Here is a 19,433-nt window from a genome sequence, read left to right as displayed (position 1 = left end):
CAAAATATAGGCGAATAGCCCAAAAGGTTTTGAAATTGATCTAAGAAACAGCCGACGGAGTGTCGGCTATTGAAGTGATATTACGAGTGAATAAGTAATATCGAGATAGTCTTATTTTAAATGCTTGAACTGAAGATGGACTAAGCGCTGGTAGAGTTCGCAGCTTTTAAGTAATGATTCATGATCGCCTTCATCAATAAGTTCGCCACCCTCTAATACAGCGATTTTATCTGCGTGCTGTATCGTTGATAGTCGGTGAGCAATGATTAATGTAGTACGATCTTTCATTAGTTCTTCAAGTGCTTGCTGTACATGGTGTTCGCTCTCACTGTCTAGCGCACTGGTTGCTTCATCAAGTAGAAGAATTTTAGGGTTTTTAAGGATAGCCCGTGCAATCGCAATTCTTTGTTTTTGACCACCAGATAAACGCACGCCTCGCTCGCCTAAGAAGCTATGATAACCATTAGGTAGTTTTTCAATAAACGCATGGGCATGGGCTTTTTTTGCCGCTTCAATCACTTCTTCATCTGTTGCATCTGGGTTGCCGTAACGAATGTTATGGAATACATCATTACTAAATAATGCAGGTTGCTGAGGAACGAGTGCCATGTGTTGACGAAGTTCATTTGGAGCAAATTGACGAATATCTTTATTACCAATTAAAACTTGACCTTGTTGTGGATCGTAAAAGCGTTGAAGTAATTCAAAAAGCGTTGTTTTACCGGCACCTGAAGGCCCTACAAGAGCTAACACTTTACCCTGTTCAGCAACTAAGTTTAATTGATTGATAGCAGGATGATTTAAGCGAGAAGGATAGTGAAAGCTCACATTGTTAAAACGAATGTCTGATGGCTGAGAACAGCCAATTGATTCGTGATCATGTGGCGTACAAATATCACTTTTTACTTGCAGGATTTCTATGAGTCTTTCCGTCGCGCCAGCTGCTCTTTGTAACTCACCAAGCACTTCTGAGATATTTGCCATTGAAGATGCAGCCATGATGGCATAAAAAACGAAAGCCCCTAAATCACCAGCTGACATTTCACCCTTTATTACATCACTGCCACCAACATATAGCATGCCTGCAATTGCGCTAAAAACGATGGCAATGACACCGGCTATTAAAATAGCGCGTTGTTTTACTCGTTGTCGCCCCACCTCATAGGCTTTTTCTACTTCCTCCGCAAAAGCTTGCTTTTCATATTGCTCAGCACTAAAACTTTGTACTGTTTTAATATGCTCAATGGCTTCTCCTGCATAGCTACCAATATCAGCCATCGTATCTTGGCTTTTTCTTGATAATGCGCGTACACGTCGTCCGAAAAATAAAATAGGTATCAATATAAAAGGAACAGAAGCAAGAACGATAAATGTCAGTTTAAAGTTGGTCGCAAACAACATGATTATGGCGCCGAAACATAATAATGCACTGCGCATGGCCATTGAAAATGAGGAGCCAATTATATTTTGCAATAAAGTGGTATCAGTCGTTAGTCGTGACATAATGTCGCCACTACTGTTAGTTTCAAAGTAACTAGGGTGTAGTGAGATAACATGGTTAAATACGGCAAGACGGATATCAGCACTCACTCTCTCACCAACGGAAGAGACGAGATAAAAACGAAAATATGTGCCAACTGAGATACAGATAGTCACGCCAATAATAAATTGAATGGCATGGCTAAGGTCGGTCAGTGATTGTTGGGCAAACCCCTGATCAATCAAAATACGAACCCCGTAACCAATTGAAAGTGTAAGACTGGCTGTGGTGAGAAGAGATGCTAAAGCAGCAACCACACGCCACTTATACGGTGTAATGTAGGTCTTAAGCTTTAAAAGGATACTGAGCCTTTTGTTGTTATTCTTACTCATAGTGTTGGAAAGACCCCTTGCTACAAATCACTTAATACGTACTTTTCTAATTGAAAGATCGTAATCACTTTATATCAGTCATTGAATCATGCTTTACATCTAACAAAAAAGCCACTGGGTTAGTGGCTTTTTAGAATTCTTTAGAAAAGGAAATAGGATTTTATCTTTAATGTAATCTAGTCGTATTGCCTTTTAAACTTTGTACGCCTTGATCCGAAACGACTGATTGCATCTTATTGGCAAAATTCATTAGTTCAAGGCTAACTGGAGAGCGTGCAATCAGCTCTTCTTGATCATTAGTGATTTCAATCGCATGGCCTGTCGTGCCATCTTCATATGTACCAGATACAAAATGAATCGAAGTATTAATCAAAATTGAGTGTCCATACTCTTTTTCAACTAAATTCATCCAGTACATCAACTCATCGTGGTTTTCGATAATTTTAGCATTCATATGCTCTATCCTTGATGTATTAGTGCATTTTCTAACGTCTAATTGTATAAAAATGCTTTTATTTATAATTACTTAGTGATGATAGAGTATCAACCATCACGAAAGAATAATCGATGAATTGTTATTAAAATAATTACTCTAACGCCAAAAAGGAGAGATTGAGCAAATTACTCAACTTCAATTTTCATTAAAGAGTCAAATGAGCCGTAAAATAGTCAATGACTGCACGAATTCTTGCTGGCATAAACTTACTTTGCGCGTATTGCAGTGCAATATCACCGTGATAATTGCCTCGAATAGTCCAATCTGGTAACACTTGGATCACCTTACCAGCAACAAGATCGTGTTTAATCACAAAGTCAGGAAATATCCCAATACCCAAATCATCTATTACGCCTTTCAATCGCATTTGAGAGTGATTGACGGCATATCGACCAGAAACAGCAACGGTTATTTGTTCTCCGTTCTTATCAAAATCCCATATGTGATCGATGTTATTTTCACCAAGGTATAAACAATCGTGATGTTTCAAATCGCGCGGATGTATTGGCATCCCACGTTGGGCAATATAGTTAGGGCTGGCACACAACGTCAGATTCACTTTGCCAATTTTCTTTAGTACTAAGCCTTCAGAGGGTCTTTCTGTTAAACGAAATACCACATCAATACCTTCAGCGATAATATCAATATCACCATCACAGGCTTTTAGTTTTAAATTTACTTCAGGATATTGTGTTAAGAAAGGTTTAACTAAAGGTTGAAGAAGAATGTTCATAAAGGCTTTTGGTGCTGCAATTGTGACAGTCCCTGAGGGCACAGTATGCTCAGAGCTTGAAATTTCAATTGCTTGTTTAGCCGCATCAATCATTTGAGTACATTGTTTATAAATACGATTACCCGACTCACTGATCATCAATTTGCGTGTTGTACGTTCTAACAGCTTTACCGATAAGGCTTTTTCTAACCGTGCGATTTGTTTACTGAGTGCGGATGGCGTAACACCTAATTTGCGTGAAGCGGCAGTATAACTGCCTTCATCTACAATAACGATGAAGGTGGCTAAATCTGGCATTAGTGCGATGAGCTTATGTGTATCCATTTATTTGTGCCTACAGTTCATTAATCATTTTCCATCGCAGGGGATAATAGTTGTTTTTAGCATGATTTAGAATGGCAATATTAGCTTGTAGTTATCTGTATTGGATTAATTGTGATTTAGGAATACAAATAGCTTAAAACAAGGTCTAGCTACGATTTTTATTCAGATATAGTTGCTATGATAGTTGTTTATATCATGTGACGAGAATGTTGTGAGCTAATTTTCGCTAACCAACATTAACCATAATAATACTGTGAGGGACATCATGACTTCTGCATTCTATACCCAAATCCAAAAACAAATTGAAGATGTAAAAAGTGAAGGGTTATACAAATCTGAGCGTGTGATCACATCACCGCAAAAAGCAGCGGTATATATCCAATCGGGTCAAGAAGTCTTAAATTTCTGTGCCAACAATTACCTTGGTTTAGCCAACCACCCTGAGTTGATCAAAGCGGCTAAAGAGGGGATGGATGAGCACGGTTTTGGTATGGCGTCTGTACGTTTTATTTGTGGTACGCAAGATGCGCACAAAGAGTTAGAGCGTAAGCTGTCTGATTTCCTTGGTATGGAAGATACGATCCTTTATACCTCATGCTTTGATGCAAATACGGGTTTATTTGAAACGATTTTAGGTGCAGAAGATGCGATTATTTCTGATGCATTAAATCACGCGTCAATCATTGACGGTGTACGTTTATGTAAAGCGATGCGTTTCCGTTATGCCAACAATGATATGGCAGAATTAGAGCAACAATTAATTGCAGCAAAAGAAGCAGGTGCGCGTAATACATTAATCGTAACTGATGGCGTGTTCTCAATGGACGGTGTTGTAGCGAACCTACCTGCGATTTGTGATTTAGCGGATAAATACGGCGCACTAGTGATGGTTGATGACTCTCACGCAGTTGGCTTTATGGGTGAAAATGGTCGTGGTACGCATGAATACCATAACGTTATGGATCGTATCGACATTATTACCGGCACATTAGGTAAAGCGATGGGTGGTGCATCAGGCGGTTATACCGCAGGTAAGAAAGAAGTGATTGACTGGTTACGTCAACGTTCACGTCCATACTTGTTCTCTAACTCAGTAGCACCTGCAATTGTTTCTGCTTCAAATCGCGTTATTGATTTATTAGCGGAAAGCGGCGAACTTCGCGATCGTTTATGGGAAAACTCGGCGCATTTCCGTACTCGCATGACAGAAGCTGGCTTTACGATGGCAGGGGCTGATCACGCGATCATTCCTATCATGTTAGGTGATGCAAAAATTGCGGCAGAGTTTGCCGAGCGCGCCCTAGAAAAAGGCATTTACGTGGTTGGTTTCTCATTCCCTGTTGTACCAAAAGGCAAAGCACGTATTCGTACGCAAATGTCAGCAGCACACACACCAGAACAACTGGATAAAGCGATTGATGCCTTTATCGAAGTGGGTAAAGAGATGGGCATTATCTAATTAAAGCTTTACGTTATTCAATGTGACGAAAACATATTGCTACTACTGCATGGTAAGGCAAAGGTTCAATAACATGCAGTGGTAGATGGACGCTGAAAAGCATGTTGTATCCTAAAGAAATAAGCGATTAATATAATGAAAATCAAAGCTCTTTCTAAATTAAAGCCTGAAGAAGGCATCTGGATGACTGAAGTAGATAAGCCTGAGGTCGGTCATAACGATCTGCTTATCCGCATCAAGAAAACAGCAATTTGTGGTACTGACGTTCATATCTACAACTGGGATGAGTGGTCACAAAAAACGATCCCTGTACCTATGGTTGTTGGTCATGAGTATGTCGGTGAAGTGGTTGGGATGGGGCAGGAAGTGCGTGGCTTTGCTCTTGGCGATCGCGTTTCGGGTGAAGGCCATATCACGTGTGGTCACTGCCGAAACTGTCGTGGTGGCCGTACTCACTTATGCCGTAACACCATTGGTGTGGGTGTAAACCGTGAAGGTGCATTTGCGGAATACTTAGTGATCCCGGCATTTAACGCATTCAAAATTCCTGATGATATTTCAGATGATGTTGCATCTATTTTCGACCCGTTTGGTAATGCTGTTCACACCGCACTGTCGTTCGACTTAGTGGGTGAAGATGTGCTGATCACAGGTGCAGGCCCAATTGGTATTATGGCTGCGGCTGTAGCAAAACATGTGGGTGCGCGTTATGTTGTGATCACGGATGTGAACGAATACCGTTTAGATCTTGCTCGTAAAATGGGCGTGACCCGTGCGGTTAACGTAGCTAAAGAAAGCCTGACGGATGTGATGGCAGAGCTTGGCATGAAAGAAGGCTTTGACGTGGGCATGGAAATGTCGGGTAACCCTGCGGCATTCAACAGCATGCTATCAAGCATGAACCACGGCGGTAAAATTGCCCTGCTAGGTATTCCACCATCAGACATGGCAATCGATTGGAACCAAGTGATCTTCAAAGGTTTGATCATCAAAGGTATCTATGGCCGTGAAATGTTTGAAACATGGTACAAGATGGCAACCTTGATCCAATCAGGTTTAGATCTATCACCAATCATTACTCACCATTACAAGATTGATGATTTCCAACAGGGCTTTGATGTTATGCGCTCTGGTCAGTCTGGTAAGGTTATTCTTGATTGGGAATAACATTTAACGTTATTTTTTAATCGACATAATAAAAACGGCACCGTCAACGATATCTCATTAATAGGTTGAATTGACGGTGCTATTCAAATCGAACACCACAGACATATTTTGACTGTTTATGACTGCCACTATTCGTCATACTTTCCTTCGCTTTTAAAATTTCATTCCATTACAAATTAAATTGTTTATAACTTCTTGCTCGTAGCCTTTATACTACAAAGATATCTGTAAATATCCGTTAGGAAAGGTAATGCAAGAACAACAGCAACCTGCTCAACCAGCAAAAAAAGAAAAAGAATTAACGCTAGAGCAGCGACTTTTACAAAATAATCCGCTTCATGGCTTGAGCCTTGAAAAAATGCTAACCGAACTCGTCGATCACTACGGTTGGGAAATTTTAGACACGGCAATGCGTTTTAACTGTTTCAATACTAAACCGTCTATTGCGAGTAGTGTGAAATACTTGAAGAAAACAGAGTGGGCGAGAGAGAAACTAGAAGCTTTCTACCTATCACGTTTTAAGCGTATGCCACGAGCAACAGCCGCTGAATTAGAAATTCCACCACGTATGCGTACCTTTGCTGATGGCATTGTACCAAAAGAGCCAATGGAACTAACCGTTGAATCAATTCTAGCATCGCAAGCAAAAGCGGCTTCAGCTTACAAAGAACGTGCTTCTCGCGGTCGCAGTAATAGCCGTGGCGGTGGTCGTAACCGTCGATAATTTTGTTTAGTAAGTATTAGTTACGAGTAAGCTGATATTTAAGCAATAAAAAAACGCCTTATTACAAAGTGACATAGTAATAAGGCGTTGTTGTATTTAGTGATCAGCTAATTTAAATCTTGGTATTATTTATCGGATAATACGGTTGCAATACGTGAACAAACAGGAATATTGGTTGCATCTAAACCTGGTGTTGTATTGTGGAAGTCAAACGCTAACTTCACATCCGGTCCAAAGACAAGACAATGTGTAGAACCACCAAAGTGGAACATACCTAATTCATCGCCTTTATTTAAGTGTTGACCTTCTTTTACGGTAATTTCACAAGACGACACTTCTGCCATACCTACTGCAATAAAGCACATTAAACCAATCTTTGGATTGTCTGATTCAATAAAGATCACTGCGCGAGTTGCAACTGCGGTTAAGAAAGGCTGAGAGTTATTCGGCGCGCTGTCATCAGCCCCTTCTGGATTATCAAAACCTTGGTATTTATTACCTAAGTAATATGAACCGTTAACAATGAAGGCTTTTTTCACTGTTCCTGAAACAGGGCTATTCCAACGGTGATAACTTAATGCACTTAAGAATGCTTGATAAATTGTACCGCCCACGAATTGTTTCGCGAGTGGATCAAAATCCATCATATTCTGTAGTGAATAAGGCTGACCTTTTAGCCAGAATTCTGCACTTTCAGCCACGTTTTCTGCCACTTGCAACGGTGCTGATTCACATGCATTAGCAATAATGTCATCACCTTCAGCAATTGGACGAACACCTTTTACGAACTCACGAGTGAAAAAGTCATCCCATGATTTAAAGCCATAATACTTATCATCAGGATCACATTGGAAAAAGTGCTCAAACGGTAATGCTTTAAGTGCTGGATCAGAAGTGGCTTGGCAAGCGACTCCAACCATTTCACGTTTAGCTGTTGGATTTAACCAACCTAACACCTTCGGTGTACGATTAAGATCATCGTTTACTAATACGTAGCGGGAGTCAGAGCTTGAAAGGAAAGAAGACCAGTAAGTTAATATTTTCTTAATTTGCTGATTCACTAATGCATTTGAGAAGAATGTGTAGCCAGCAGGAGTTGCCATCGGCCAATCTAATAACGCATTAATAGGAAAACCAATTAAACCACAAGGATTGAGTTCGCCGGTTTTAGGGTCGGTATATTCAGTACATTCAGGCGCTTGCGTCATAATCGCGTTTAATAGCACAATAAATTCATCAAAACTCATGACTTCTGGTGTACCTAGCGGCGTTAATTCTTTTTGATTACCCGCATAGCTAAACATACGTTCAGCGAGTTCTTTTAGGCTTTCATCATTATCAACCAAATCTTTAAATTCTTGGATAGGTTGAACAAGCTCTGCTGGATGTTGCTCAGTGTGTGTTTTTAAGTGTTGGATCCAAGCATTAACATGTGCTTTGCTTTTTGGTAGCCAGTTACCGAAAGAATGGATATTCATAATAACTCCCTATTTATTAACCTAATGTTTGAAAATTACTATACGCTTTGAATAAACATTATCATTACACAAAAACATAACTTCATATTTCATTATTCTTTTTTCGAATCTTATTAACTCAATGTAAATACATACTTAATTGAAATAAGGTGACTATGAAATAAGAAAAAGAGGACAGTTATCAGCAATATTACTAGTTACAATTTTGTTGTTAATTTAAAGGTGATGTAAGTCACTAAATCTGTTATACTCTGCATCAATTTAGAGAAAAGTCGCTTGTAGTAGGCGGCTTTTTTAATGCTTGATATATTCATAAATTTTGGAACAGTACATTGATTTCAACAGCTAATATCACAATGCAGTTTGGCGATAAGCCATTGTTTGAAAACATCTCAGTAAAATTTGGTGGCGGCAACCGTTACGGCCTAATCGGCGCGAATGGTTGTGGTAAATCGACATTCATGAAAATCTTGGGTGGCGAGCTAGAGCAGTCTGCAGGTACTGTTTCACTTGATCCTAATGAGCGTATGGCTAAATTAGGTCAGGATCAATTTGCATTCGAAAACTATAGCGTAGTAGACACTGTGATCATGGGTCACAAAGAGCTATGGACAATTAAAGAAGAGCGCGATCGCATCTATTCAATGGCTGAAATGTCAGAAGAAGACGGCATGCGTGTTGCGGATCTAGAAGTAGAATTTGCAGAAATGGACGGCTACTCAGCAGAAGCGCGTGCAGGTGAATTACTACTTGGTCTTGGTATTCCAGAAGATCAGCACTTCGGCCTAATGAGTGCCGTTGCTCCGGGTCTTAAAGTTCGTGTGCTTCTTGCTCAGGTACTGTTTGCTAACCCAGACATCATGCTACTTGACGAACCAACGAACAACTTGGACATTCACACCATTGCATGGCTTGAGCAGATCCTACTAGCGCGTAACTGCACTATGATCATCATCTCGCACGACCGTCACTTCTTAAACAGTGTATGTACACACATGGCTGACTTAGATTACGGTGAGCTTCGTCTATTCCCTGGTAACTACGACGAATACATGATGGCTGCAGAGCAAGCTCGTGAGCAGTTACATGCAGATAATGCGAAGAAGAAAGCACAAATGGCTGAACTACAAACGTTCGTAAGTCGCTTCTCTGCTAACGCATCTAAAGCGAAACAAGCAACGTCTCGTCAAAAGCAATTGGATAAAATCCAATTAACAGAAGTAAAAGCTTCTAGCCGTCAAACACCATTCATTCGTTTCGATCAGGAAAAAGAACTGTTCCGTAACGCATTAGAAGTAGAAGGTTTGAAGCAAGGTTACGGCGAAAACATCCTAATCAACGGTGTTAACTTACTGGTAGAAGTCGGTGAGCGCATTGCGATTATCGGTGAGAACGGTATCGGTAAATCAACATTCCTAAACACGCTAGCAGGCCAAATGGAGCCAATGGCGGGTATGGTTAAGTGGTCTGAAAACAATAACATTGGTTTCTACGCACAGGATCACAGTGCTGATTTCGCAGAAGATATTACATTGCTTGAGTGGATGAGCCAGTGGAAAAAGCCAGGTGATGACGAGCAAACTGTTCGTGGTATCCTAGGTCGTATGCTGTTCTCACAAAACGACATTAAGAAATCAGTTAAAGTGATTTCGGGTGGTGAGCAAGGTCGTATGTTGTTTGGTAAGTTAATCATGCAACGTCCTAACATCCTACTAATGGATGAACCAACAAACCACATGGACATGGAATCTATTGAAGCACTTAACCTTGCGTTAGAGAACTTCAAAGGTACATTAATGTTCGTATCTCACGATCGCCAGTTTGTAACATCCGTTGCAACACGTATTCTTGAGATCACTAAAGACGGCGTAGAAGACTTCCACGGTACTTACGATGAGTACATCGCGAAGAAAGGTCTTGTTGGTTAAGTTTTTACTTAATAAAACAGGCTAAGCCAAAAAGTTAATTGAAAGCCGCCTTTAGATAGGGCGGCTTTTTTACAAATAAAGCTTACGTGTTTTATGGCACGTAGAGAAAGAATGAAAGGATTATCTATGAAAATTTGGGTAGATGCTGATGCATGTCCAAACGTTGTAAAAGAGATTCTATTTCGCGCTGCTGATCGCGCAAAAGTGAACGTAACGCTGGTGGCTAACCAATACATTCGCACGCCACCTTCACCGTTTTTACGTTCGATTCAAGTAGAGCAAGGCTTTGATGTTGCGGATAATTATATTGTGCAACAAGCCGAAGCAGGGGACTTGGTGATTACCGCTGATATCCCATTGGCAGACGAACTGATCACCAAAGGCGCACATGCATTAAACCCTCGCGGCGAGATGTATACTAAAGACACTATTAAGCAGCGTTTACAAATGCGTGACTTCATGGAAACTATGCGCAGCAGTGGCGTACAAACAGGCGGCCCTGCACCATTAAGCCAAGCTGACCGTCAAAACTTCGCTAACAAACTAGATACGTTTTTAGCTAAAAATCACAAGCCACAATAATTCCTAAATATGGAGATAAACGCGGTTTGTCTCCATATTTCTTATCTCCATTTCCTTTCTTTACTACTTCCGTTATTCCTATTCCAATTTAGGCGAAATGCTTTTTACTGGCCATGAAATAACCTGTTTATTTGTCCAGTTATAATGAAAATCGTAAATTTTGCCGATTAAGTCTCGTTTTTAATCAGAAAATTTTCTTAATTATCTCAGTAGGTGCTTTTAACTTATTAATATTAAATAACTAGCTTTGCTGTTTGTGTATTTAATCCGATGGACAAAATACCGTTCTTACTTTTACCAACGTAAATATATCGGGTAGACGCTAATTTTTGCGACTAAGGTAATGAAAATAAATGTTTTTATTTATTAGAATGTTGAATATTTGCTGTATTAATAAAGCGTAAAAGTAAGAATGCTTATTAATATACTGTTATGTGCTAAGGAGTAATTTTGAAGTTTCGATTAATACTGATTGCTTTAGTCTTTACGGCTAGTTCTGTTTACGCAAATGATATGCCTTCAGAGGTGCTTGCACTTAAAAAAGCATTTCAAGCTATACCTGGAATTAGGAGTGCCGAAGTAGGTAAACATCATTTCTCGAAAGAAGATATTGTTACATTAAACGAGGTCTATTTTTCTGGGGAATATGCTGATCTACCAATATCAATGTATAGGAGGAGTGGAGGAAACCTTAATAATGAAATTTTAATTAATGTTGCCTTTGAGATTCAAAAAAATGCATTAGGATTACAAGCATTAGAATTTCTCTCATGGTGGGTTCGTGACCTATCTAGGTCAGGTGATAATGTTCAAATTCGAGCTATTGGTTTGCCGCCCATTGTAGGTGACAAAGTCCAGCTCGGTGATACTTTAAGTTTTTGGTTCGAAGCCTATATCGTAACAGAAAGAGAAGATATGGGGCTTGTTCTAAATGAAATTTCTGACCTAACACAATCGCTAAATACTAGCTTTAACCTATACAAATCAGCATTCAATCAATAGTCACATAACAGATAAGGATATGTGTTGCGAAGCCGACACCTATCCGAAGTGTTGGACAAGCCCAAGCCACCTTATATAAGTAAATATTGGAAATATCATGAAGGGTGATGACAAAAAGAAGTCGAGCGTTATCCTTGGTGTGAACCAATAACTTTAAAATTCTGATTTATAATAAAATCCTCTTTATTTTTGAAGCGTTAAAGCCATTATCCTTATTATTTAACGTCGGTTATCTGGGTCGAAATATCCCCGTTAATTGCATGACATGTTGGCAGCAGGGGCAAAAGGGTTGGGCTTTTATACGTACCGTTTTATTCGGTGAGGGCCACGCCAGTTGCCCGGTTAACATGAACATAAATTGGATCGCTTTAAGCTGCTTTTTATCATCACCAAAAGCCGCAATAATGCCTAAACATGGAGATGAACCCTTCTTTGTCGCCACCTCTCTTATCTCCATTTCCTTTCTTTGCGAGCTTCAGATAATCCTATTTCAATAAGGCGAGATGCTTTTGTTTTCTGCTAATGAAGCAACCTGTTTATTTACCCAGTTATAATGGAAATCGTAAATTTTGACGCTTAGGGTTCGTTTTAAATAAGAAAAAATGCTTAATTATCTCAGCTTCTATTTATAAAGCATTGATATATATGATGCTTTATTCATAGCTGTGTTTTTAATCAGACAGGTTAAAAACAGTTCTTACTTTTATCATGAGTAATTAATCAATTGAGAGTGTTTTTTTGCGACCAAGGTAATGAAAATAAATGTTTTTATTTATTAGAATGTTGAATATTTGCTGTATTAATAAAGCGTAAAAGTAAAAATACTTATTAATATGCTGTTAGCTTTTACTTTAAAATCAACTAGGGATGCAGAATTATGAAAAGAAATTTGTATGCAGTGTTTGTTTTTTTTGGTTTATTAAGCGGTTGTTCAACCACTCTTAAGCCCACGACTGTAGGGTCCACAACAGGTGAATTCAAAACAAACCATAAGATTTCATATGGAGGAGTAAAGCTTAATGAAGACTATAAAGAAGAATACTCTAAACTTGTCTTCATAAAAACTGACGAAAAATCTAAAAAATATAATGAGTTTTTTCTTAAATCCGTTGAAAATACAAAGAAATTTGAAAAGGTTGTAGACGTAAAAGGTATGGAGATGATCGTTTTTGAAAAAGACCTAACTGATAAGGTTTCAAGTGTCTCTGATTTAATAGGTCTTCATAACTTGCAAAAACATATAGGTAACTTTCTTATTATTGAACCTTATGTCGAATGGAAAGGCGGTTATAACTACGTTGCTAGCATTAAGGCGATCGATGCAAAATCTGCAAAGGAAGTCCTTCACTTGGAGAACAGTGCTTTTAATTGGGATGGCCTTGATCAGCCACTATTCTTCCCTTTGTTTAATGGTTTAATACAATGGGTAGAAGGAAGAGAAATCAACCAAGAAAATAAAAAAACGAAGAAGAAAAGTTAGAAGGACGGCTCTTAAAAGCTAACAAGTTGCTTAAACGGAAAAATAATAGTTGGCCTTCGCTTCACATTTTAGCCAGCTATTTTATTGCCGCTTAGCAAGGTGTTATGTACTTTTACGGAAAATTAGATATTTATGGATGAAAATACTGAAAATTGGCGTCAGTACTACGAAAAGGCACTGTCTCGCCCACATTCAAAACGTACTGAATTTGCTGTCAGACTTAATGAATCAAACCTCAAAGTAGCCACTGACTGTGGTTGTGGAACCGGCAGTGATATCGATTATCTATCGGGTCAAAATTACAAAGTGTTTGGGTTTGACGTTAATCCTGATTCAATAACTATTTGTAATGATAGATTTGGTTCAAATCCACAAATTAACATTGAGCAATCTTCGTTTGAATCGTTTCGGTACCCAAAATCGGGGGTAGTAATTGCAAATAACAGTTTGTTTTTTGCAGTCCCAACTGTGTTTTCGACGACTTGGCATAACATTGAATCCTCATTAGTTGTCGGTGGGGTATTTGCTGGCGACTTTATGGGTTATAAAGATAGTTGGGCTTCAGGTTTTCGCGTTCCAACTTCACCTTTCACAGAATCAGAGATTCGAGCAATGCTAACTAATTTTGACATAGTTAGTTGGTCTGAACGAGATGAAGTAGGTCAAACAACAATAGGTGCAACGAAACATTGGCACATATATTCAGTGGTCGCCGTGAAACGTAAATAACAGATAAGGATATGTGTCGCGTAGCCGACACCTATCCGAAGTGTTGGACAAGCCCAAGCTACCTTATATAAGTAAATATTGGAAATATCATGAAGGGTGATGACAAAAAGAAGTCGAACGTTATCCTTGGTGTGAACCAATAATATTAATACCCTGATGTATAATAAAATCCTCTTTAATTCTGTAGTGTGAAAGCCATTATCCTTATTATTGAACGTCGGTTATCTGGGTCGGAATATTCCCGTTAATTGCATGACATGTTGGCAGCAGGGGCAAAAGGGTTGGGCTTTTATACGTACCGTTTTATTCGGTGAGGGCAACGTCAGTTGTCCTGCTAACATGAACATAAATTGGATAGCTTGAAGCTGTGTCTTATCATCACCACAAGCCACAATAATTCCTAAATATGGAGATAAACGCGGTTTGTCTCCATATTTCTTATCTCCATTTCCTTTCTTTGCGAGTTTCAGATAATCCTATTTCAATGAAGCGAAATGCTTTTTTACTGGCCATGAAATAACCTGTTTATTTGTCCAGTTAATGAAAAGCGTAAATTTTGCAGATTAAGTCTCGTTTTTAATCAGAAAATTTTCTTAATTATCTCAGTAGGTGCTTTTAACTTATTGATATTAAATAACTAGCTTTGCTGTTTGTGTATTTAATCCGATGGACAAAATACCGTTCTTACTTTTACCAACGTAAATATATCGGATAGATGCTAATTTTTGCGACTAAGGTAATGAAAATAAATGTTTTTATTTATTAGAATGTTGAATATTTGCTGTATTAATAAAGCGTAAAAGTAAGAATGCTTATTAATATACTGTTATAAACCACAAGAAGTATCAATGTAGTATGGAAAATAAACAAGAAAATAAGAAAGAAGCTGGGTGTCTAGGCTATGTTATTGGTGGGATGTCATTTATTCCATTAATTGGTGTTTTATTCGGAATAGTTGCCATTATATGGGGCTTTGCAATAAAGCATACAAAGCTAAAAGTTGTTGGTGCATGCGGTATTGCATTTACTGTAATTCTTTATAGTTCGTTGGGTTACTTTGGCTTTGTACAAGAGGGAGGCGTTTATGATGATTTACGCAGTGAACTGACTAAAACACAATTAACAAGTGCTGTACAAGCAATAGAGTTTTATAAAGTGCAAAATGGACAGTACCCTGAGTCATTAGAAGTGTTGCAAAAGTCCTTACCAGAGAACTCTATGGTTTTTCTTCATGATGCAGCGCAAGTAAACACAGAAGGGAAGCTTTACTATTACATGCTAATTAATGAAAGCTCATACCATATTCGCTCTTATGGTCGTGATGGCGTACTAAACACCTCTGATGATATTTTGCCTTCACCAATAAAGAATGTAGGCTTAGTTGCAGACTATAAAGTTGCAAGTGGTTTATAACAAGCGCTTGAACTAAAGGACGCAAAACAGCAGGCTTGCGCTCCTTCGTCGCTAATTTTAGCCTGCTATTTTGCGCCGGTTAAGCGGGCGTTATATTCTATGAGGGCATAGTGAAAAAGTTCCTATTGATAATAATAAATTGTTGTTTGATCGTCAGTTGTAACTCAACTGGCAATTCGACTGGAAAAGAACCTGACAAATTTGCTCAAATAGCCATAGAAAAAGCTGAAAACGGAGACCATGCCGCTCAGTATTTTTTGGCTTCTTATTATGCTGACGGTAAGCGTGGCCTCCCTAAAGACAAAAATAAAGCAATTTATTGGTATCAAAAATCAGCAACTGGCGGAAACTCAAGGTCACAAAATAACCTAGCTGTAATTTTTGAAAAATCAAAAAATTTGGAAGAAGCCGTATATTGGTATAAGAAAGCTGTTTCAAATAATAATAAAGTTGCAATGATCAATTTAGGTACGTTGTATATGAAGGGGCAAGGGGTTAACAAAGATCAAAAAAAGGGGTATGAGCTACTCTTGCGTTCCGCAAAATTAAAAGAAGGAAAAGCACAAAGAATGTTAGCATCAAGCTATCATTATGGATATGGAACCAAGTTAGACTATAACGAAGCGTATGCTTGGTACATGACCGCTAAAAGCAATGGAGTAAATGTAGAAAAATTCTTAAAGAGTTTACCTAAAATTGGTAAGGGGTTTGAGTTATCCAAAGCCGAATTACTAAGTGAGAAATACAAAAACCTTTACGGAGGGGCTTTGTAAAAATATAACAAATAAGGATATGTGTCGCGAAGCCGACACCTATCCGAAGTGTTGGACAAGCCCAAGTCACCTTATATAAGTAAATATTGGAAATATCATGAAGGGGAATGCCAAAAAGAAGTCGAGCGTTATCCTTGGTGTGAACCAATAATGTTAATGCCATGATTTATAATAAAATCCTCTTTATTTCTGAAGCGTGAAAGCCATTATCCTTATTATTGAACGTCGGTTATTTGTGTCGAAATATTCCCGTTAATTGCATGACATGTTGGCAGCTGGGGCAAAAGGATTGGGCTTTTATACGTGCCGTTTTATTCGGAGTGGGCCACGTAAGTTGTTCTGCTAACATGAACATAAATTGGATAGCTTTAAGCTGTTTCTTATTATGACCCCGCAGTAAAGCATAATCACGTACCCGACGAAATCCTTTCGGTAATATATACTGCAATATCCATCTCTAATAACGTTGAAGCACATGCCTAAAGAAAAGCTGTAAGTCATTGCGATCAATTTTCACGGTACTCCATGAATGTGTTTTGATCAGTTGTGTAAAATACCGCTTCAAATCGTCGGTAGTTAAATTGTTGCCGATTTATCCAGTTGATGTGTGATGTGACGTAGTGCACGACTATAAGCATCAATCGTAGCGGGACGTTTACCTTGCAAGGTGAGATGGGTAAGGTTATGTTCATAAAGATAAAATTAACGATGTTGCTGTGCTTTATTCATGATAAATACTCATTTTGGAAAGGTGTATTTACCGTAGTTGAGCTTATGGTTTTTCACTTTGCCGCGCAGCTGCTTCGTTCAACAAGGGCTGAATAGGACTGATAGTACTGGATCAATTTTTAGTCTTTTTAAATTTTGGTGTTTAAGGTGGTTGTTTCGCACGAGTAGTGCGTTTTTAGCCCATTAAGCTGACGTTTTAGGAGGAAAGATGATTCCAACAGGAATGGAAGTTGTAAAAGAAAGAGAAAGACTCGTTATTTCTAAAGAGGCATCAATTGAAGCTTATAAGGCTTTTACCTGGAGTGATTATTACCCTCAGCAGTGGAAGAGTAAAATCGAAGAAGGGAAAGGTTCTACAGGGTTTAATTTTTCAGCTTTTTTACTGACGTACAGGTGGTGTTTCTTTAGAAAATTGAACAAGCTTGGGTTAATCCTCTTTATTGCTGAAAGTCTGATTCTTGCTGCTGGTTTGGTATCTGTCAAAAAATATCAGTTCGACCCGATTTTCGCTATATACCCGGTTACAGCGGGAATTTTCACTATGATGATTTTTACAGGATTCTACGCTAATAGAGCTTATTTTAATCATGCACGAAAGCAGGTAGAAAGTTATGTAAACTCTCGAATACCTGAAATGCACTTTGGAGAAGCATTACGTAGTGACGGTGGAACAAGTATTGGAAATGTTCTTATATTTATAGCTCTGAATGGTTTTATAACGTCATTACCAAAACTTGGTTTGATGTAACCTCCTATAACAGATAAGGATATGTGTCGCGAAGCCGACACCTATCCGAAGTGTTGGACAAGCCCAAGCCACCTTATATAAGTAAATATTGGAAAGATAATGAAGGGTGATGCCAAAAAGAAGTCGAGCGTTATCCTTGGTGTAAACCAGTAATTTTAATACACTGATTTATAATAAAAACCTCTTTTGTTCTGCAGCGTGAAAGCCATTATCCTTATTATTGAACGTCGGTTATTTGTGTCGAAATATTCCCGTTAATTGCATGACATATTGGCAGCAGGGCAAAGGGTTGGGCTTTTATACGTACCGTTTTATTCGGTGAGGGCAACGTCAGTTGTCCTGCTAACATGAACATAAATTGGTTCGCTTTAAGCTGTTTCTTATTATGACCACTAGCCACAATAATTCCTAAACATGGATATGAACCCTGCTTTGTCTCCATCTCTCTTATGTCTATTTCCTTCTTTAATACTTCAGTTATTCCTATTCTAATTTAGGCGAAATGCTTTTGTTTGCTGGTAATGAGACTACCTGTGTTTTTACCCAGCTATAATGAAAAGCGTAAATTTTGCCGATTAAGTCTCGTTTTTAATCAGAAAAATTTCTTAATTATCTCAGTGGTGATTTTAACTTATTGATATTAAATAACTAGCTTTGCTGTTTTTGTATTTAATCCGATGGACAAAATACCGTTCTTACTTTTACCAACGTAAATATATCGGGTGGATGCTAATTTTTGCGACTAAGGCAATGAAAATAAATGTTTTTATTTATTAGAATGTTGAATATTTGCTGTATTAATAAAGCGTAAAAGTAAGAATGCTTATTAATATACTGTTAGCATTCATTCGGAGACCGTATGGAAACTCTTCAATTGCCTGAAGATGGCAACACTACCTCAGCTTGGGGGGATGAAATAACTTTATCGCATCCTAAATTGAAGCATTCTATTGTTCTTAAATATTCATTTGAACCTCCTTTTGGTGATCCACTATTTGAATTGTATATAAACGGCATTAAAGAGAGTGATCACCAATATTGGGGGCGCTCAATCGCAATATCCGAAAATGGTGGGTTCTTATCAATCACGAGAAATTTACGTGGTATATTAACGACTGTATTTGATTTAAATAACATGGAAAAGCGAGACGTAACTGGATTTGTAAATGTCTTAGGTTTTGAAAAGGGAGTATTACAATTTAAGCCTTACCTTACAAATAACGAAGGTGCGCATCAAATGTATGAGTTTGTTCAAGAAATACATGTTGCAGAACTCGGTGCATGGGAAAAAGTAAAATGCTAACAAGCACTTTAAACGGAACAAAAACAGTTGGCTTTGTTTCGTACCTCAACAAGTATAGCCAACAATTTTTGTCCGCTTAAGTGGGCGTTATGTTTTAGTGAGATCTCTCATGACACCGGATGATGTAAAGAGAATTGAGAAAGAAACTGGGTTGACGTTTCCAAAGTGTTATGTGGATATTGTCACTAATTACCCATCTGAACTATTAGATTCGGATGCTCCTGACTTTGGGCTGCTAGATGATCCAGAAGAGATTATTTCTGAAAATCTGGAAGTTAGAGAGCACGGCTACTTTGGCGAAAAGTGGCCTGAACGTTATCTAATTATTGGCAAAAATGGTTGTGGAGACTATTACGTGATAACCCCTGTAGTGGTACATTAAATTTGGCCACCTACTCAGAGGTGATATCATCACCTCTTAACATGGATAGGTGACATCATGACAAAACGAACAAGACGATTATTTAGTGCTGAATTTAAATTAGAGGCAGCA

20 protein-coding genes and 1 pseudogene are annotated in these 19,433 nt (G+C 38.4%); 13 read left to right on the top strand and 8 right to left on the bottom strand.

What is annotated here, in order from left to right; all coding sequences use genetic code 11:
• Nucleotides 1-111: 111 nt before the first annotated feature.
• The 3 genes from C9J40_RS00110 to C9J40_RS00100 form a co-directional block, all read right to left on the bottom strand.
• On the bottom strand, nucleotides 112-1,872 hold the full coding sequence (locus tag C9J40_RS00110; protein WP_107245292.1) for an ABC transporter ATP-binding protein/permease: 1,761 nt from the start codon (nucleotides 1,870-1,872) through the stop codon (nucleotides 112-114).
• 166 nt (nucleotides 1,873-2,038) lie between these two features.
• Entirely contained in the window at nucleotides 2,039-2,326 is a 288-nt protein-coding gene (locus C9J40_RS00105) for a hypothetical protein (protein ID WP_107205910.1), read from the bottom strand.
• A gap of 187 nt (nucleotides 2,327-2,513) precedes the next feature.
• Nucleotides 2,514-3,425, bottom strand: coding sequence for a LysR family transcriptional regulator (locus C9J40_RS00100; RefSeq protein ID WP_107205911.1), 912 nt, complete (start codon nucleotides 3,423-3,425; stop codon nucleotides 2,514-2,516).
• A gap of 265 nt (nucleotides 3,426-3,690) precedes the next feature.
• Here C9J40_RS00100 and C9J40_RS00095 point away from each other — a divergent pair, with 265 nt between their 5' ends.
• From C9J40_RS00095 to C9J40_RS00085, 3 genes are all read left to right on the top strand, one after another.
• On the top strand, nucleotides 3,691-4,884 hold the full coding sequence (locus C9J40_RS00095) for a glycine C-acetyltransferase (protein WP_107205912.1): 1,194 nt from the start codon (nucleotides 3,691-3,693) through the stop codon (nucleotides 4,882-4,884).
• Nucleotides 4,885-5,019: 135 nt separating this feature from the next.
• Entirely contained in the window at nucleotides 5,020-6,051 is a 1,032-nt protein-coding gene (tdh, locus tag C9J40_RS00090; protein ID WP_107205913.1) for an L-threonine 3-dehydrogenase, read from the top strand.
• A 250-nt stretch (nucleotides 6,052-6,301) separates the two neighbouring features.
• Nucleotides 6,302-6,775, top strand: coding sequence for a VF530 family DNA-binding protein (locus C9J40_RS00085; RefSeq protein WP_005367537.1), 474 nt, complete (start codon nucleotides 6,302-6,304; stop codon nucleotides 6,773-6,775).
• A 125-nt stretch (nucleotides 6,776-6,900) separates the two neighbouring features.
• On the opposite strand, the gene C9J40_RS00080 is transcribed toward C9J40_RS00085, so the two are convergent.
• Nucleotides 6,901-8,253: a phosphatidylserine decarboxylase family protein gene (locus tag C9J40_RS00080; protein ID WP_107245290.1), complete on the bottom strand. Its 1,353-nt coding sequence runs from the start codon at nucleotides 8,251-8,253 to the stop codon at nucleotides 6,901-6,903.
• A gap of 332 nt (nucleotides 8,254-8,585) precedes the next feature.
• Here C9J40_RS00080 and C9J40_RS00075 point away from each other — a divergent pair, with 332 nt between their 5' ends.
• From C9J40_RS00075 to C9J40_RS00065, 3 genes are all read left to right on the top strand, one after another.
• Entirely contained in the window at nucleotides 8,586-10,181 is a 1,596-nt protein-coding gene (locus tag C9J40_RS00075) for an ABC-F family ATPase (RefSeq protein WP_105060337.1), read from the top strand.
• A gap of 126 nt (nucleotides 10,182-10,307) precedes the next feature.
• Nucleotides 10,308-10,763 carry a YaiI/YqxD family protein gene (locus C9J40_RS00070; RefSeq protein WP_045082884.1) on the top strand — a complete coding sequence of 152 codons (456 nt, stop codon included), beginning with the start codon at nucleotides 10,308-10,310 and terminating at the stop codon, nucleotides 10,761-10,763.
• A gap of 450 nt (nucleotides 10,764-11,213) precedes the next feature.
• Nucleotides 11,214-11,765, top strand: a complete 552-nt coding sequence (locus C9J40_RS00065) for a hypothetical protein (protein ID WP_107245289.1) — start codon at nucleotides 11,214-11,216, stop codon at nucleotides 11,763-11,765.
• Between the two features lie 229 nt (nucleotides 11,766-11,994).
• Here the strand turns inward: C9J40_RS00065 and C9J40_RS00060 are convergent, their stop codons facing one another.
• The gene (locus tag C9J40_RS00060) at nucleotides 11,995-12,207 is read right to left on the bottom strand and encodes a hypothetical protein (RefSeq protein WP_233220282.1); all 213 of its coding nucleotides are present in this window, start codon (nucleotides 12,205-12,207) and stop codon (nucleotides 11,995-11,997) included.
• Nucleotides 12,208-12,642: 435 nt separating this feature from the next.
• Between C9J40_RS00060 and C9J40_RS00055 the strand changes: the two genes are divergently transcribed.
• Together C9J40_RS00055 and C9J40_RS00050 are read left to right on the top strand one after the other, a co-directional pair.
• Nucleotides 12,643-13,245: a hypothetical protein gene (locus C9J40_RS00055; RefSeq protein WP_107245287.1), complete on the top strand. Its 603-nt coding sequence runs from the start codon at nucleotides 12,643-12,645 to the stop codon at nucleotides 13,243-13,245.
• Between the two features lie 132 nt (nucleotides 13,246-13,377).
• Entirely contained in the window at nucleotides 13,378-13,974 is a 597-nt protein-coding gene (locus tag C9J40_RS00050; protein WP_107208492.1) for a bifunctional 2-polyprenyl-6-hydroxyphenol methylase/3-demethylubiquinol 3-O-methyltransferase UbiG, read from the top strand.
• Nucleotides 13,975-14,195: 221 nt separating this feature from the next.
• On the opposite strand, the gene C9J40_RS00045 is transcribed toward C9J40_RS00050, so the two are convergent.
• Nucleotides 14,196-14,366, bottom strand: a complete 171-nt coding sequence (locus C9J40_RS00045; RefSeq protein ID WP_233220281.1) for a hypothetical protein — start codon at nucleotides 14,364-14,366, stop codon at nucleotides 14,196-14,198.
• Between the two features lie 463 nt (nucleotides 14,367-14,829).
• Between C9J40_RS00045 and C9J40_RS00040 the strand changes: the two genes are divergently transcribed.
• Nucleotides 14,830-15,387 carry a type II secretion system protein GspG gene (locus C9J40_RS00040; protein WP_107208491.1) on the top strand — a complete coding sequence of 186 codons (558 nt, stop codon included), beginning with the start codon at nucleotides 14,830-14,832 and terminating at the stop codon, nucleotides 15,385-15,387.
• A 110-nt stretch (nucleotides 15,388-15,497) separates the two neighbouring features.
• A complete protein-coding gene (locus tag C9J40_RS00035) occupies nucleotides 15,498-16,160 on the top strand; it encodes a tetratricopeptide repeat protein (protein WP_107208490.1) in 663 nt (220 codons plus the stop codon).
• Nucleotides 16,161-16,623: 463 nt separating this feature from the next.
• Here C9J40_RS00035 and C9J40_RS00025 read toward each other — a convergent pair.
• Nucleotides 16,624-16,856 (bottom strand): annotated as a pseudogene (locus C9J40_RS00025) (phage integrase N-terminal SAM-like domain-containing protein); the annotation flags it as partial.
• Nucleotides 16,857-17,097: 241 nt separating this feature from the next.
• Here C9J40_RS00025 and C9J40_RS00020 point away from each other — a divergent pair.
• Nucleotides 17,098-17,637, top strand: a complete 540-nt coding sequence (locus C9J40_RS00020; protein ID WP_107245286.1) for a DUF2628 domain-containing protein — start codon at nucleotides 17,098-17,100, stop codon at nucleotides 17,635-17,637.
• 217 nt (nucleotides 17,638-17,854) lie between these two features.
• Here the strand turns inward: C9J40_RS00020 and C9J40_RS00015 are convergent, their stop codons facing one another.
• Nucleotides 17,855-18,037, bottom strand: a complete 183-nt coding sequence (locus C9J40_RS00015) for a hypothetical protein (RefSeq protein ID WP_233220280.1) — start codon at nucleotides 18,035-18,037, stop codon at nucleotides 17,855-17,857.
• Nucleotides 18,038-18,496: 459 nt separating this feature from the next.
• Between C9J40_RS00015 and C9J40_RS00010 the strand changes: the two genes are divergently transcribed.
• Both C9J40_RS00010 and C9J40_RS00005 read left to right on the top strand, forming a co-directional pair.
• Nucleotides 18,497-18,940 carry a hypothetical protein gene (locus C9J40_RS00010; RefSeq protein ID WP_107245284.1) on the top strand — a complete coding sequence of 148 codons (444 nt, stop codon included), beginning with the start codon at nucleotides 18,497-18,499 and terminating at the stop codon, nucleotides 18,938-18,940.
• Nucleotides 18,941-19,049: 109 nt separating this feature from the next.
• Complete coding sequence (locus C9J40_RS00005) at nucleotides 19,050-19,322, top strand: SMI1/KNR4 family protein (protein ID WP_107245282.1); 273 nt, start codon at nucleotides 19,050-19,052, stop codon at nucleotides 19,320-19,322.
• The last annotated feature ends 111 nt before the right edge of the window (nucleotides 19,323-19,433 follow it).

The organism is Photobacterium sp. GB-72, from assembly GCF_003026095.1.
GTDB lineage: Bacteria > Pseudomonadota > Gammaproteobacteria > Enterobacterales > Vibrionaceae > Photobacterium.
The sequence above is the reverse complement of the archived record's forward strand: the minus strand, read 5'-3'. Positions and strand labels throughout refer to the sequence as shown.